The following is a 13,731-nucleotide window of genomic DNA, read 5'->3' on the forward strand; positions in this document are numbered from 1 at the left end:
GTAGGCTGGAGAGAACGAACATGTCCACACTGCAAACCCTGCAAGTCTTTCAAGCCCTCAACAGCTCGCCCAACGCTCGCCTGGAATACAGCGCCGAGCTGGGGGATGGCATGGCGGCCGCCTTGTGGAGCAATCATCACGACGCGCGGGACTACGAGGCACCGACCCACCACACACTGTCGTGCTACATCGCCGGCGGTACCGGTACCTTTCGCCGCGAACGCCCCGACACCACCGGGGCTCCCGACAAGCTCTGCGTCCTGCCGGCCGGCCATGAATCGGCCTGGGTCATCAACGGCGACATCCGCCTCGCCCACCTGTATTTCAGCCCCGAGCAATTCGCCCTCGGTTGTGTCACGTTGCTGGACCGCGAACCCCGGCAACTCCAACTGCACGAAGCGACCTTTCTCGACGACCCGCAACAAGCCCAGCGTTTTCGCCAGTTGATCGGCCTGGACTGGAACGAACCTGCCGAACGCCTGCTTTGCACCAGCCTGGCCCATGACCTGCTCGGTCATTTGCTGCTGAGCCAAGTCAGCCCGCGCCAGGGGCTACGCCTCAAGGGCGGGCTGGCCGCTCACCAGCGACGCTTGCTGGTGGACTACATCGACAGCCACCTGGCCGATGGCATCAGCCTCGGGCAACTGGCGGCATTGTGTACGCTGTCCGAATACCACTTTGCCCGGATGTTTCGCGAGAGCTTCGGGCTGCCCCCCCATCAATACGTGCTTGCGCGGCGTCTTGCCCGGGCGCGTCACCTGCTACGCACCACCTCACACCCCTTGGGCGATGTCGCCCTGGCCTGTGGGTTCGCCAGCGCCAGTCATTTCACCCACCGTTTCCGCCAGGCCCTGGCCGCCACGCCTGGAGAGTATCGACAGGCCTTCCTGCGCCAAACGCCCACGTGACCCGGTTCAACGAAAGAACCCGATACTCATCCCGATTGCCGTAGCCCCCGTCGCGCCACTACAATGCGAACAATTCTTGTTCTCTAACGTAGTCGATCGCTGTCGGAGTGTCCCCGTTGCCGCCCGCCCCCACCGTCGAAGTGCTTTATACCGCCCATCACAACTGGCTCAACGGCTGGCTGCGACGCAGGCTCGGCTGCCCCGACAGCGCCGCCGACCTGGCACAGGATACGTTCATTCGGGTACTGACCGCTCGCGATCCACAGCCGATCCTCGAACCGCGGGCCTTTCTCACCACCATCGCCAAACGCGTGCTGTTCAACCATTACCGCCGCCAGGACCTGGAGCGCGCCTACCTCGAGGCCGTGGCTCAATTGCCCGAGCAGGTGGCGCCGTCGGAGGAGGATCGGGCGATCATTCTGCAAACCCTGCTGGAACTCGATCAGTTGCTCGACGGCCTGCCGCGTGCGGTCAAGCGTGCCTTTTTGCTGGCCCAGGTCGATGGACTGACCTACAACGAAATCGCCCGCGAACTGGGCATCTCCCTGGCAACGGTCAAACGCCATTTGAACAAGGCAGCGATGCGCTGCTATTTCGCGCTGTGACCCCATGAACACGCCCCCCAACGTGAGCACACGCGTCGCCGAGCAGGCGGTCCACTGGTTACTGGAAATGCAGCAGGGGCCACTCACCCCACGTCAGCAACAGGCCTGGGAACAATGGCTCGACGCCCACAGCGAACATCGCCGCGCCTGGGAGCACATACAACGCGTCAACCAACGACTGCGCAGCGTGTCGTCCCCCTTGGCCCACGCCGCCCTCAATGCCCCCAAGCGCAGCACCCGGCGCCAGGCGCTCAAGCTGCTATCGATACTGGGCGCCGGTTCGGCCCTGGCCTGGGGCCTGCGCGAACGCCAGGTGCTGCCCCCGCTGCTGGCAGACTATCGCAGCCCGGTGGGCGAGCGTCGTCGCCTGACCCTGGATGACGGCAGCCAGTTGCAGCTCAACACTGGCAGCGCCGTGGACGTTCGCTTCGACGCCCAACGCCGCGTGATCCGCCTTCTGGAAGGGGAACTGCAGTTGGCCAGCGCCCGGGACCCTCGTCCGCTGCACATCGTGACCGCCCATGGCCTGCTGGACAGTCATGGCGCGCGGTTCAACGTCCGTGAGTTTGCCGACCACACCCAGGTGGCGGTGTTCGAAGGGCAAATGCAAGTCCATGACCGGCATGGCGCCTCACTCTTGTTGACGGCCTCGCGGCAAGTGGGCCTGGGCGTCAACGGCCCCGGCCCGGTCACGGCACTGGACGCCAACAGTGGTGCCTGGACCGAGGGCATGCTGGTGGCGTCCCACATGCGCCTGGCGGATTTCCTCGACGAACTCAGCCGCTACCGGCGCGGCCAGTTGCACTGTGACGACGCGGTCGCCAACCTGCTGATTTCCGGAAGCTACCCACTGGACAATAGCGAACGCATTCTCGATCTGCTGGAAGTCAGCCTGCCGGTGACCGTGCGACGGTTTACCCGCTACTGGGTCAGCGTCGAAGCTCGCAGCTGAAACATGAGCATGACGAGGGCCGGGCATCGCCCATCGAACAAACCCGATCGCGCCCTGTTTAAAAAAATAATGTTCCGGTGAGCCGTTTTCGACACCTCGGGTGACAGAGAAGTAAAGCCACTTTGACGCAACCTTCTCAGGACCCTCCTTCATGCAGCCATTGCCTACCCGTCTCACCCCGATCACTCGCATCCTGCGCCGACTGCTGCTGGGAGCAAGCCTGGGCCTCGTTGCGTTACCGCCGGCGCAGGCAGCCGAACCCAAGGCCTACCACATCGCGCCGTCCTCGCTGGAAGAGGCCCTCAATCAGTTCGGTCGGGAAGCGGGGGTCTTGATTTCCTTCGGCTCGCAAGTGACCAGCGGGTTGAAAAGCCGCGGCCTGGAAGGCAGCTACAACCCCGAACAGGCCCTGGATGCGTTGCTTGAAGGTACGGGCCTGCAAGCCCGTCCCGAAGGCGACAACGCCTTCAGCCTGCAACCGGTCAGCGACGCCGCGCTGGACCTGGGGACCACCACCGTGGTGGGCGACTGGCTCGGCGATGCCGCGCAGGCCAACGTGTTCGAGCATCCCGGCGCCCGTGACGTCATCCGTCGCGAAACCTTCGAGCGGCAGGGCGCGACCCAGGCCCGCGATGTGCTCAATCGTATTCCCGGGGTCAACGCCCCCGAGAACAACGGCACTGGCAGCCACGATATGGCGCTGAACTTCGGCATCCGGGGCCTCAATCCACGCCTGGCCTCACGTTCCACGGTGCTGATGGACGGTATCCCGGTGCCCTTCGCCCCGTACGGCCAGCCGCAACTGTCGTTCGCCCCGGTCAGCATGGGAAACATGGACGCCGTGGATGTGGTGCGCGGTGGCGGTGCGGTGCGCTATGGCCCACAGAACGTCGGCGGCGTGGTCAACTTCGTGACTCGGGCCATTCCCGATGCACCGACGGTCAAGGGTGGCTTGCAGACCGAGACGAGCCCGTCCTCCAGCCACGACGGCTTCAAGACATCTTCCAACCTGTTGGCCGGCGGCACCGCCGCCAATGGCCTGGGCGGTGCGCTGCTGTATTCCGGAACCCGTGGTGGCGACTGGCGCGAACACAGCGACACGCAGATCGACGACCTGATCCTCAAAGGCAACTACCAGCTGGACGAAGCCAACAGTTTCAACGCCATGGCCCAGTACTACGAGGGTGAAGCCAATATGCCCGGCGGTCTGAATGTCGCCGACTACGATGCCGATCCGTACCAGTCCACTCGGCCGAACGACCGGTTCTGGGGCCGCCGAACATTGGTCAACTTCGGCTATCGCTACCAGCAAGACCGCCGGGAATTCACCGCCAGCACATTCTTCACCAAGACCTTGCGCAGCGGTTACCTGGATCAAGGCTCGTTCCTCTCCCTGTCGCCTCGCGAATATTGGGTGCGCGGCCTGGAAACCCGCTTCGCCCAGGGCTTCGACCTCGGCCCGACCCGCCACGAAGTCGGGGTCGGCTACCGTTACATCAATGAAGCCGGCCACGAGTTGCGCTATCGCACCCCTATCGCCAGCAACGAGTTGCCGACGACCGACAGCCGAAACGACCGAGACACCCGTGGCGGCACGCAAGCCAACGCGTTTTTCATCGATGACCGGATCGACATCGGCAAGTGGACCATCACGCCGGGTATTCGCTACGAGATGATCGAATCGCAGCAAACCAACAACCTGACGAACGTGAAGTACAAAGGCGACTACAACACCGCCCTCCCGGCGCTGAACGTGCTCTATCACCTGACCGACGATTGGAACCTGTACGCCAACACCGAAGGCTCCTTCGGCAGCGTGCAGTACAGCCAGATGCCCAACCGCGTCAGCAGCGGCGAAGTGAAGCCGGAGAAAGCCCGCACCTGGGAGATCGGCACACGCTATGACAATGGCAATCTGAAGGCAGAGATCGGCGCATTCCTGATCAACTTCGATAACCAGTATGAAAGCAACCAGACCAACGACTCGGTGATCGCCCGCGGCGAAACCCGTCACCAGGGCGTGGAAACCAGCATCAACTATGCCCTCGATGGCCTGAGCCCGGTGCTGGCCGGTTTCGATGTCTACGCCACCTACGCCTTCGTCGACGCCACGATCCGCGAAGACGGGCCGAACAAGGGCAACCGCGTGCCGTTTTCCTCGAAACACAAGGGCACCCTGGGGATCGGTTACACCGAAGGCCCATGGAAGCTCAACCTGGACAGTACCTACCAGAGTGCGCAGTTCGCCGACAACGCCAACACCCGCGCCGAAAGCGCTGATGGCAGCACCGGCAATATTCCCGGCTACATGCTCTTGAGCAGCCGTGCCGCCTACGACTTCGGCCCGCAGTTGTCGGACCTGAATGTCGCCGTGGGGGTGAAGAATATTTTCAATACCCAGTACTTCACCCGCTCCTTCGACGACAACAACCGGGGCAAGTACGTAGGGGAACCGCGCACGTTGTATGTGCAGACCTCCGTGGCATTCTGATCGGCACGCAACCCGCGTCCTGTCCATGACACCACAGAAAACGAAACGGGCCTGCAATTGCAGGCCCGTTTAGCAGGTCAGTGGGTTTGAATCAGGCTCAGCCGTTCAGGGCAGCCCGCTCGTTTTCCAGGAATTCTTCCTCCAGCATCGCGTCGGCCAGTGCCACGGACTCGGTCTTGACTGCCGCGGCGCGCTTGCCGCGCAGCTTGCCGAACAGATGTTCCAGGGCATTTTCAAGCTTGGTGGCCGCGCCTTCGATCGCCGCATCCAGCGAACCGGCCTTGTGCGTCACGGAGATCGGCTGATGGCCCTTTGGCCGAGCTTCGATCTGGCAGCGCATGTCATGGGGACCAGGCTTGTCGCCGTTCTCATCCCCCAGGTGGACCTCGACCCGAGTCAGGTCTTCTTCGTAACGTTCGAGCGTGCTTTCAATGGTTGTACGTACCCACTCCTCCAGTCGGATGCTGCTTTGAATATGGTTATCGCTGTTGACTTGGATTTGCATAGTTCATCCCTTATTTCGGCTAGCTCGCCAGGGGCCTGTCGACGTTGGCGTAACGGCCCCTTGAATACAGAGTCGGGCTGTGGGAGGAACAATTCAACCCCTGGAGAAAGATAAATATTCATTTGCAAATAAAGGCGGACAACACGCAAAAGCGCTGTTAAGGTCGGGAATTGCCCTGCCTCGCCTCCTCTGGCAAACCCTCTCCTTCCTGCACCTTCAACGACCATTGCGCCCCGAAACGGGCAGCCGTTGCAGCGCCGTTCCAGAGCGCTGTGGATCGATACGCCTGGAACCATTGTCCGAAGGTTTTTCCGGCATGTCCCTTGCTACCTCTCAACCAGGCACCGCAGGGGAATGACTGTCAAATGGCCACCTGCCGACGCCTTGCAACAGAGGATGAAATACGAACATGGAATGGCCGATGGTCCGGTATTGCGAACTAATCCTGATCACGGCCGGTCAACAACTGCACGTTCAATCAGGCGGTGACGCATCATGGACAACCCTTTTCAGATCATTACCGACGCTTTTGCGCCGCACTATCAAATCAATCTGAGCATCCAGGGACTGGACGGCAGCATCATGCTGACCTTATCCAAGGCCGGTCGGATCGTCGCCAAGCGCATGATCAGCGCCCAGCAACGCAACGATCCGGAACGCCTGAAACGCCTGGTGCAAAGCATCCAGTTCGGCATCGCCATCGAGCAGGGCCACAGTGCCGTGGCGATCCTCGAAGCCATGACCGGCGGTGACAACGTCAAGCTGCCACCGCGGCAGGCACAAAGCCTGGGCGCCCCTGCCGCCAGCCTCTGAGACGGCGCGAGGGGCCCGCGGCGACTTCTCGTTGAGCCCCTAGATCTCGCCTTTCTCCACTTCGGCATGCTCGCTGGAACCCGCACCGACCTTACGGTGCGGGTGTTCGATCTTCACCGAAGGAAATTGCGAGGAAGCGTAGCGCACCACCAGGATAGAGAACGCCAGCAGCAGGATGCCGCCACACAGGTAGATGATCCCGAGGTCCGGCGGGCTGTGATGGGAAACGTTGGAAATCAGCAGGCGGGTCAGCGCGGTAATGGCCACGTAGATCAGAAACCGTACCGGCATGTGGTTGGTCTTGAAATAGATCCCCACCATCGCCCCCAATTCCAGGTAGATGAACAGCAGCAGGATGTCATCGATCTTGATGTGCCCCTCTTCGATCATCTGCAAAAATTCCATCACCGCCGCCCAAGCGGTCACCGCTCCGATGGCGAACAACGCCAGGTAATGAAACGTCTCGACGAACAGGTTGCCCAGGGATTCGGCCAGTTGATGCACGTTCTGCCGCAGGTTCTCGGCCCAGTTGATTTTCACGGTGTGGTTTCCTTAGGTCGTTTCGACCGGATGATGCGGATTGGACGTGACGGTTGTTCTGCATGCAGAAAAAAGGCCAGCGACTGTGGGTGAGATGGCAATGGGCCGTGCTTCGACACTTTTGCGCGGCTGGCGAAGACGGGATCTCTGCCACCAGGCTCAGCCCGCCAGGACAAATACCGAAACCGGTCTACATTAAAAAGCCACTATCCAAGGGAAAGGGATTTCGCTTATCCTCTTGGCTGTATATAAATACAGTAGTCAGAAAGACTAACCAATGTGAAGGCATGTGAGGTGGTGAATGGCCGTCGAAGTGGTATACCGCAGCAGCCGAGATCTGGAGCGCTTGTTCATGGATAAAGCCGAAGCTGACCGTCATGACAAAATGCTGGAGCTCGCCGAATTGCTGGCCGAAGTGTTGCAAAAAGCCGTTCCATCGCTGAGCGAGCAACAGGTAGAGGAAGCCGGCATCTACATGGCGAAGAATCGCGAAGTATTTGCAAGGGCATTCAAGAGCCAGCCGGACGCGCTGTCCGAACTGCTCAATCCTTCCGCCGAATGAACAAAAAAGATCGCAGCCTTCCGGCCGCACCGCATGGCATTGAATGCATGCAGGTGCGGCCGGAAGGCTGCGATCTTTTTTATCGGTTCACTTGTACAGCAAGCGCTCCGCCAGTTCGTCCGCCACCCGCGCCGGCGAGCGCTTTTCGGCCTGGGCATGGGCGAAGATCTCGGTAAGCCGGGCGCCGATCTTCGACAGGTGAGCCGTAATGGTCGGCAACTCTTCACCGTGGTGTTTCAGGGCGACGTAGATCAGGCCGCCGGAGTTGATCACATAGTCCGGCGCATAAAGAATCCCGCGCCTTTCCAACTGATCGGCCACTTGCAGGTTGCTCAACTGGTTGTGGGCCGAGCCGGCGACGGCCGAGCAGCGCAGTTGCGCCACGCTGTGGCTGTTGAGTACACCGCCCAGGCCACAGGGCGCGAGAATGTCGCAAGGGGTACTGAGCAGCGCGTCGTTGGCGATAGGATGGGCACCCAGTTGCTCCATTGCCAGTTGCACCTTGCCGGGGTCGATGTCGCTGACCAGCAGTTCGGCGCCCGCCGCGTGCAGTTGTTCGGCCAGGGCATATCCCACGTTGCCCAGGCCCTGGATGGCCACCCGCAGGCTTTCCAGGTTATCGCTGCCCAGGCGCGCCATGGCCGTGGCGCGGATGCCGGCGAACACACCCATCGCCGCATGGGGTGCGGGGTCTCCCGAGGCCGTGGTGCTGGTGACATGGCGAGTCTGCTGGGCGATGCAATCCATGTCGGCCACCGACGTGCCGCTGTCGATGGCGGTGATGTAGCGACCATCCAGTTGCTCGATGCAGCGGCCGAAGGCTTCGAACAATGCGGCCCGGCTTTCGACATGGGCCGGGCGCATGATCACCGCCACCCCGCCGCCCACCGGAAGTCCGGCCAGGGCAGCCTTGTAGCTCATGCCCTGGGCCAGGCGTACCGCGTCGACCACGGCACTTTCGTCGTCGGGGTAGGACAGATAACGACACCCTCCCAGGGCCGGCCCAGGACGGCTGCAGTGGATGGCAATGACCGCCTTCAACCCGGTCGTCGGGTCTACGCTCAAGTGCAGCGATTCAAGGCGGGAGCTTTGCATGAGAGCAAACATCGAAAGGCTCCCGAATCACTTTTGTTTGTTTCGCCAGTATAGGCGTGTAGTCGAAAATTGCTGGAGCACGCCGGAATAAGCCGCAGCCGTTGTCAGTCTTTTCGGACATAACCATTACGACGACTGTCCGAGACTGGACGAAACCCCATGGCGGGGCTAAAACGAGGCAAAGCCCGGAGACTGTGATGAAACCGCGCCAAGCTTTTTTTGAATGCCTGCACCGCTCGCCACCGGCCCTGTTCGAAGCGGCGCTGTGGATTGCCGCCGAACATGACCGTGACGTGGACGTGCCGGCCCTGCTCAGTGATTTCAAGGACCTGCAACGGCGTGTCAGCCAGAACCTGCCGATGCTCCCTGTCGCGGAGCTGGGCCAGCCCCTGCTGCGCTGCCTCAACGACCTGGGTTTTGCCCAGGATGACTTCACCCCGCTGCGCCCGCGCGCCGCGTTGCTCGACAAGGTACTGGCGCGCAAGCGCGGGCAACCCCTGGCCCTGGCCTTGATTGCCCTGGAGTTGGCCCGAGGCCTGGAAATTCCGATGGTCGGCGTCAACTTCCCTGGCCATTTCCTGTTGCGCGTGCCCGGCGCCGACCATTTGCTCGACCCCTGCGGCGGCCGCCGGCTCTACCCCAATGACTGTCGGGAACTGCTGCAACGCCAATACGGTGCAAACATGCCGCTCAAGGCCGAGCACCTGGTCACCGCCGAACCGATGCAGATGCTCCAGCGCCTGTCGCGCAACCTCCGGCAATTGCACCTGACGAACGACGAATACATCGATGCCTTGATCGACGCCGAACGGGTACTGGAAATGGGGAATGCCAGCGCCGCCGACTACCTGGCCCGCGCCAGCCTGTACCAGCGGCTCGATTGCCCCAACGCCGAACGCTTCGACCTGGAACACGCGTTGATGCTCAGCGACGATCCGATCCAACGGATCCGGTTGACCGAACGGCTGGGGCATTTACCGCCGAATTCGATTGTGCATTGAACCGGTGGACGGCATTCGGCAGGGATGATGGCCCTGTGGCGAGAGAGCTTGCTCCTCGCCACAGCAATCACCTGGTTTTCAGAACAGCAAGCCTTCAGGGTGTATCCGGCTGGTTCGCCGGATGCGCCTGCCGGAAGGCCGGATGGGCAGCCGCCAACGCGGCAACGCGGCGGATCCGTGGGTACGCGTCCAGGGTCACGTTGAACCGCTCGGCCGCATACAGCTGCGGTATCAGGTAAACGTCCGCCAGCCCCGGTAACGGGCCGAAACAATAGCCCTCATCGCCGATCAACTGCTCCACCGCCGCCAGCCCTTGGCCGATCCAGTGAGCGATCCACTCCGTCACCTGCGTTTCATCGTGTTCCCACTGCCGCAGCTTGTTAAGCACGCTGACGTTGTGCAATGGATGGATGTCGCAACCGATCAGTGCCGCGACGCCCCGTTCATGGGCACGAACCGTCAGGTCCGGATTGAGCAGTGGCACCTGTGGATAACGTTCCTCCAGGTACTCGATGATGGCAGGCGACTGCACCAGCAGCCCGCCCTCGTCGGTGCGCAGCGCCGGTACGCGCCCCTGCGGGTTGATCGAAAGATAGGCCGGCTGGCGATGCTCACCGCCCGGTGGGGCGATCAGGTTGACCGGCAGGGCCTGGTAATCCAGGCCCTTGAGCGCCAGGGCAATACGCACCCGGTACGACGAGGTGGAGCGGTAGTAAGTGTAGAGTTCCATGCCCTGGTTCCTCAACGCGCCGGCAGGATCTTGCCACGGCACTCGCCGAAACCGATGGACGCGACGCCCTCACGGCTGCAACGGGCCCGCAAGATGATCTCGTCGCCGTCCTCGAGGAATTTGCGCACTTCGCCGCTAGCCAGTTCGACCGGCTTCTTGCCACCCTCGGTGATCTCCAGGAGGCTGCCGAACTGTCCGTTTTCAGGACCCGACAAGGTGCCCGATCCGAACAGGTCGCCGGCCTGCAACTGGCAGCCGTTGACGCTGTGGTGGGCAATCATCTGCGCCACGGTCCAGTACATGTACCGGGTGTTGCTCAGGGTCAGGCGATGGGCCGGCAGGTTCTGCTCGCGCATGGTTTCGGTCAGCAGCAGCACTTCCAGTTCGATATCGAAGGCGCCACCGGCCTGATCGCGCTTGTCCAGCAGATACGGCAACGGTTGCGGATCGCCTTCCGGGCGCGCCGGTTGTGGCCGGCGGAACGGCTCGAGGGCTTCGGCCGTCACGACCCAGGGTGACACGCTGGTGAGGAAACTCTTCGACAGGAACGGTCCCAATGGCTGGTATTCCCAGGCCTGGATATCCCGCGCCGACCAGTCGTTGAGCAGACAGAAACCGCCGATATGCTCGGCAGCGTCACCGATGGCGATAGGCTCGCCCAAGGCGTTGCCCTTGCCGATCCAGATGCCCAGCTCCAGTTCGTAGTCCAGCCGCGCACAGGGGCCGAAGGTCGGCTCGGTCTGGCCGGCGGGCAGGGTCTGGCCCCTGGGACGTCGCACATCGGTGCCGGAAGGGCGGATGGTGGAGGCACGACCGTGATAGCCGATGGGGACGTACTTGTAGTTGGGCAGCAAGGGATTGTCGGGGCGGAACAGCTTGCCGACATTTTGCGCATGCTCGATGCCGACATAGAAATCGGTGTAATCGTTGATCCTGGCCGGCAAGTGCATCTGGCAATCCGCCGCCTGGGGCAGCAGTCTGGCGCCCTGGGCCAGGATCTGGTCGCGCTGCGGGCTGTCTTCGCCCAACAGCACCAGCAGCCGCTCGCGCAAGGCCACCCGGGCGCCGCGCCCCAGTTCGAAGAAGGCATTCAACTGGCCCTCGCCCATGGCCTCGACCGCTTCGCGGGCCGCGCCCTCGAACAGGCCCGCCTCAAGGGCGGCCTGCAGGTCCAGGACATGATCGCCGATGGCGACGCCGCTGCGCGGGCCGCCATTGCCGGTGCTGAAGATTCCCAATGGCAGGTTCTGCAGGGGAAAATCGGCATGGCCGTTGGCGGAGGCCACCCAGCTACGGGCAGGGGAAACGTGAGTCATGGGTTATCTCCGGGTCGGGTCGAACGTGACGGGCAGCGAGGCCCAGCAGGCATCGTAGTCGGTTTGCAGTTGCGGGCAGTCCAGGGCGAACCGGCTCGGGCGCAGCACCTGGCTGGTCTCGAACATGAAGGCCATGGTGTTGTCGATCTTCGTCGGCTCGAGCGTGGCATTGATCGCCTTGGTGCAGGTCTCGCCATCCGGGCCATGGGCGCTCATACAGCTATGCAACGAGGCGCCACCCGGCAGGAAACCTTCGGCCTTGGCATCGTAGGCGCCCTGGATCAAGCCCATGAACTCGTTCATCAGGTTGCGGTGGAACCACGGCGGACGGAAGGTCTTTTCCGCCACCATCCAACGCGGCGGGAAGATCACGAAGTCGAGGTTGGCCAGGCCGTGGACACTGGTCGGCGACGTCAAAACGGTGAAGATGGAAGGATCCGGGTGATCGAAGCTGACCGTGCCGATGGTATTGAAGCGTCGCAGGTCATATTTGTACGGCACGTTGTTGCCATGCCAGGCCACCACATCCAGGGGCGAGTGATCCAGTTCGCACGCCCACAACTCACCGAGGAATTTCTGTACCAGGGTGGTGGGTTGCGCCAGGTTCTCGTAATGGGCCACCGGCGCCAGGAAATCACGCGGGTTGGCCAGGCCGTTGCTGCCGATGGGGCCCAGGTCCGGCAGGCGCAGCGGCGCACCATGGTTTTCGGCGAGGTAGCCCCGGGCCTGTGGGTCGAGCAATTCGACCCGGAATTTAAGCCCACGAGGCAACACGGCGATTTCCAGCGGAGCCAGCTCCAGCACACCCAGTTCGGTGGCGATTCGCAGCCGTCCCAGTTGCGGCACGACCAACCATTCACCATCGGCGTTGAAGAACACCCGCTCCATGGAGCGGTTGGCACGGTAGTGATAAAGGCTGATGCCGGCGGGTTTGTCCTGGCTGGCATTGGCCGCCATGCGCACCAGCCCGTCGATGAAGTCGGTGGGCTCGGCAGGAATGTCCAGCGGGCTCCAGCGCAGGCGATTGGGAGTGATGTCCCCCAGCGGCCCACCGGCCAGCTGACGCTCCAGGCGGGTAAAGGCCGGATGATTGGCCGACGGCCGGATGCGGTACATCCAGGTGCGTCGCGCTTCACTGCGAGCCATGGTGAAGGCGGTGCCGGAGAACAGCTCGGCGTAGAGACCGTACGGGGCTTTCTGCGGGGAATTCTGGCCGACGGGTAATGCGCCTGGCAGTGCTTCACTGGCAAATTCGTTGCCGAAGCCCGATTGATAGGCCAGGTCCGATGCCGTGGGATCGAGGTTCATGGAGCCTCCTGAACATCTGTTATTTTTATCGTAATCCAATTACGTATAACGTAATTTGCCCGATAGCAACCGTCAAGCTATAAAGACGCCCATTCGCCCCCCAGATCAGGCCTCCATGGAAAACCCGCTCAGTAACGGCAAACAGAAAGTCCGCTCGGCCGAAGTCGGTACCGACATTCTCAAGGCCCTGGCCGAACTCTCTCCGTCCACCTCCCTGTCGCGCCTGGCCGAACACGTGCAGATGCCGGCGAGCAAGGTCCATCGCTACCTGCAAGCCTTGATCGCCAGCGGTTTCGCCGAGCAGAACGCCGCGACCAACCATTACGGCCTGGGCCGCGAAGCGCTGCGGGTGGGCCTCGCAGCGTTGAATGGCATGGATGTGCTGCAGGTGGCCGCCCTGCCCCTGGCAGAGCTGCGGGACGACCTCAATGAAACCTGCTTCCTGGCGGTATGGGGCAATCACGGCGCAACCGTGGTGCGGATCGAACCCGCCGTGCGGGCGGTGACCGTGGTGACGCAACTGGGGTCGGTACTGCCGTTGCTCAGTTCATCCACCGGCCTGGTGTTCAGCGCCTATCTGCCGGAGCGCGAGACAATCGAGTTGCGCCAGCAGGAAGTGAAGAGCAGCCAGGCGCACGCCCTGGCCGACGACCACGCCTATGCCAGCCTGTGCGAGCAGATTCGCAGTCGCGGCCTGCACCATGTGCACGGTTTGCTGATGCCGGGCGTGGACGCCTTGTCCGCCCCGGTCTTCAACGCTGTCGGCCAGGTGGCCGCCGTCATGACCATCGTTGGCCCGACATCGCTGTTCCATGCCGACGAACACGGCCCGGCGGCGCAACGGCTGTTGGCGGCCACCCGGGCCGTGAGCTGGCGGATGGGCTACGAAGGCTCTGTCTGAAAAG

Annotated in this window: 14 protein-coding genes; 8 read left to right on the forward strand and 6 right to left on the reverse strand. The window is 62.4% G+C overall.

All coding sequences use genetic code 11. From position 1 onward, the window contains the following. Nucleotides 1-20 precede the first annotated feature (20 nt). The 4 genes from BW992_RS02505 to fecA all read left to right on the forward strand — a co-directional run bounded on the left by BW992_RS02505 (nt 21) and on the right by fecA (nt 4,956). Entirely contained in the window at nt 21-908 is an 888-nt protein-coding gene (locus BW992_RS02505) for an AraC family transcriptional regulator (RefSeq protein ID WP_072388270.1), read from the forward strand. Nucleotides 909-1,024: 116 nt separating this feature from the next. Further along, nucleotides 1,025-1,513 (forward strand): sigma-70 family RNA polymerase sigma factor, encoded by a 489-nt coding sequence (locus BW992_RS02510; RefSeq protein WP_072388272.1) that lies wholly within the window; start codon nt 1,025-1,027, stop codon nt 1,511-1,513. Nucleotides 1,514-1,517: 4 nt separating this feature from the next. Beyond that, complete coding sequence (locus tag BW992_RS02515) at nt 1,518-2,465, forward strand: FecR domain-containing protein (RefSeq protein WP_076405530.1); 948 nt, start codon at nt 1,518-1,520, stop codon at nt 2,463-2,465. A 151-nt stretch (nt 2,466-2,616) separates the two neighbouring features. After that, entirely contained in the window at nt 2,617-4,956 is a 2,340-nt protein-coding gene (fecA, locus tag BW992_RS02520) for a TonB-dependent Fe(3+) dicitrate receptor FecA (protein WP_072430784.1), read from the forward strand. A gap of 97 nt (nt 4,957-5,053) precedes the next feature. On the opposite strand, the gene BW992_RS02525 is transcribed toward fecA, so the two are convergent. Continuing rightward, the gene (locus BW992_RS02525; RefSeq protein ID WP_072388278.1) at nt 5,054-5,461 is read right to left on the reverse strand and encodes an HPF/RaiA family ribosome-associated protein; all 408 of its coding nucleotides are present in this window, start codon (nt 5,459-5,461) and stop codon (nt 5,054-5,056) included. A gap of 495 nt (nt 5,462-5,956) precedes the next feature. On the opposite strand from BW992_RS02525, the gene BW992_RS02530 reads away from it, so the two are divergent. Beyond that, nucleotides 5,957-6,274 (forward strand): DUF3509 domain-containing protein, encoded by a 318-nt coding sequence (locus tag BW992_RS02530; protein WP_072388280.1) that lies wholly within the window; start codon nt 5,957-5,959, stop codon nt 6,272-6,274. Nucleotides 6,275-6,313: 39 nt separating this feature from the next. Here the strand turns inward: BW992_RS02530 and BW992_RS02535 are convergent, their stop codons facing one another. Continuing rightward, on the reverse strand, nt 6,314-6,814 hold the full coding sequence (locus BW992_RS02535) for a phosphate-starvation-inducible protein PsiE (protein WP_072388282.1): 501 nt from the start codon (nt 6,812-6,814) through the stop codon (nt 6,314-6,316). A gap of 301 nt (nt 6,815-7,115) precedes the next feature. On the opposite strand from BW992_RS02535, the gene BW992_RS02540 reads away from it, so the two are divergent. Beyond that, entirely contained in the window at nt 7,116-7,376 is a 261-nt protein-coding gene (locus tag BW992_RS02540) for a YebG family protein (RefSeq protein ID WP_072388283.1), read from the forward strand. Nucleotides 7,377-7,463: 87 nt separating this feature from the next. On the opposite strand, the gene BW992_RS02545 is transcribed toward BW992_RS02540, so the two are convergent. Continuing rightward, nucleotides 7,464-8,483, reverse strand: a complete 1,020-nt coding sequence (locus BW992_RS02545) for a Glu/Leu/Phe/Val dehydrogenase family protein (RefSeq protein WP_072388284.1) — start codon at nt 8,481-8,483, stop codon at nt 7,464-7,466. A gap of 185 nt (nt 8,484-8,668) precedes the next feature. Between BW992_RS02545 and BW992_RS02550 the strand changes: the two genes are divergently transcribed. After that, a complete protein-coding gene (locus BW992_RS02550) occupies nt 8,669-9,472 on the forward strand; it encodes a SirB1 family protein (RefSeq protein ID WP_072388285.1) in 804 nt (267 codons plus the stop codon). 94 nt (nt 9,473-9,566) lie between these two features. Here BW992_RS02550 and maiA read toward each other — a convergent pair whose 3' ends face one another. From maiA to hmgA, 3 genes are read right to left on the reverse strand one after another with little or no spacing between them, the layout of a single operon-like run. Then, on the reverse strand, nt 9,567-10,202 hold the full coding sequence (gene maiA, locus BW992_RS02555; protein WP_072430783.1) for a maleylacetoacetate isomerase: 636 nt from the start codon (nt 10,200-10,202) through the stop codon (nt 9,567-9,569). 11 nt (nt 10,203-10,213) lie between these two features. Further along, the gene (fahA, locus tag BW992_RS02560) at nt 10,214-11,518 is read right to left on the reverse strand and encodes a fumarylacetoacetase (protein ID WP_076405532.1); all 1,305 of its coding nucleotides are present in this window, start codon (nt 11,516-11,518) and stop codon (nt 10,214-10,216) included. Between the two features lie 3 nt (nt 11,519-11,521). Continuing rightward, nucleotides 11,522-12,826: a homogentisate 1,2-dioxygenase gene (gene hmgA / locus BW992_RS02565; protein WP_072430781.1), complete on the reverse strand. Its 1,305-nt coding sequence runs from the start codon at nt 12,824-12,826 to the stop codon at nt 11,522-11,524. Nucleotides 12,827-12,941: 115 nt separating this feature from the next. Between hmgA and BW992_RS02570 the strand changes: the two genes are divergently transcribed. Next, on the forward strand, nt 12,942-13,727 hold the full coding sequence (locus BW992_RS02570; protein WP_072388291.1) for an IclR family transcriptional regulator: 786 nt from the start codon (nt 12,942-12,944) through the stop codon (nt 13,725-13,727). Nucleotides 13,728-13,731 lie beyond the last annotated feature (4 nt).

The sequence above is a fragment of the Pseudomonas sp. 7SR1 genome, assembly GCF_900156465.1.
Taxonomy (GTDB): Bacteria; Pseudomonadota; Gammaproteobacteria; order Pseudomonadales; family Pseudomonadaceae; genus Aquipseudomonas.

Excerpts from the sequence above, each read along its gene's own strand:
- hmgA (WP_072430781.1), bottom strand. The coding sequence starts at position 12,826 with ATGAACCTCGATCCCACGGCATCGGACCTGGCCTATCAATCGGGCTTC.
- BW992_RS02545 (WP_072388284.1), bottom strand. The coding sequence starts at position 8,483 with ATGTTTGCTCTCATGCAAAGCTCCCGCCTTGAATCGCTGCACTTGAGC.
- fahA (WP_076405532.1), bottom strand. The coding sequence starts at position 11,518 with ATGACTCACGTTTCCCCTGCCCGTAGCTGGGTGGCCTCCGCCAACGGC.
- BW992_RS02505 (WP_072388270.1), top strand. The coding sequence starts at position 21 with ATGTCCACACTGCAAACCCTGCAAGTCTTTCAAGCCCTCAACAGCTCG.
- BW992_RS02530 (WP_072388280.1), top strand. The coding sequence starts at position 5,957 with ATGGACAACCCTTTTCAGATCATTACCGACGCTTTTGCGCCGCACTAT.
- BW992_RS02570 (WP_072388291.1), top strand. The coding sequence starts at position 12,942 with ATGGAAAACCCGCTCAGTAACGGCAAACAGAAAGTCCGCTCGGCCGAA.
- fecA (WP_072430784.1), top strand. The coding sequence starts at position 2,617 with ATGCAGCCATTGCCTACCCGTCTCACCCCGATCACTCGCATCCTGCGC.
- BW992_RS02525 (WP_072388278.1), bottom strand. The coding sequence starts at position 5,461 with ATGCAAATCCAAGTCAACAGCGATAACCATATTCAAAGCAGCATCCGA.
- maiA (WP_072430783.1), bottom strand. The coding sequence starts at position 10,202 with ATGGAACTCTACACTTACTACCGCTCCACCTCGTCGTACCGGGTGCGT.
- BW992_RS02515 (WP_076405530.1), top strand. The coding sequence starts at position 1,518 with ATGAACACGCCCCCCAACGTGAGCACACGCGTCGCCGAGCAGGCGGTC.
- BW992_RS02540 (WP_072388283.1), top strand. The coding sequence starts at position 7,116 with ATGGCCGTCGAAGTGGTATACCGCAGCAGCCGAGATCTGGAGCGCTTG.
- BW992_RS02550 (WP_072388285.1), top strand. The coding sequence starts at position 8,669 with ATGAAACCGCGCCAAGCTTTTTTTGAATGCCTGCACCGCTCGCCACCG.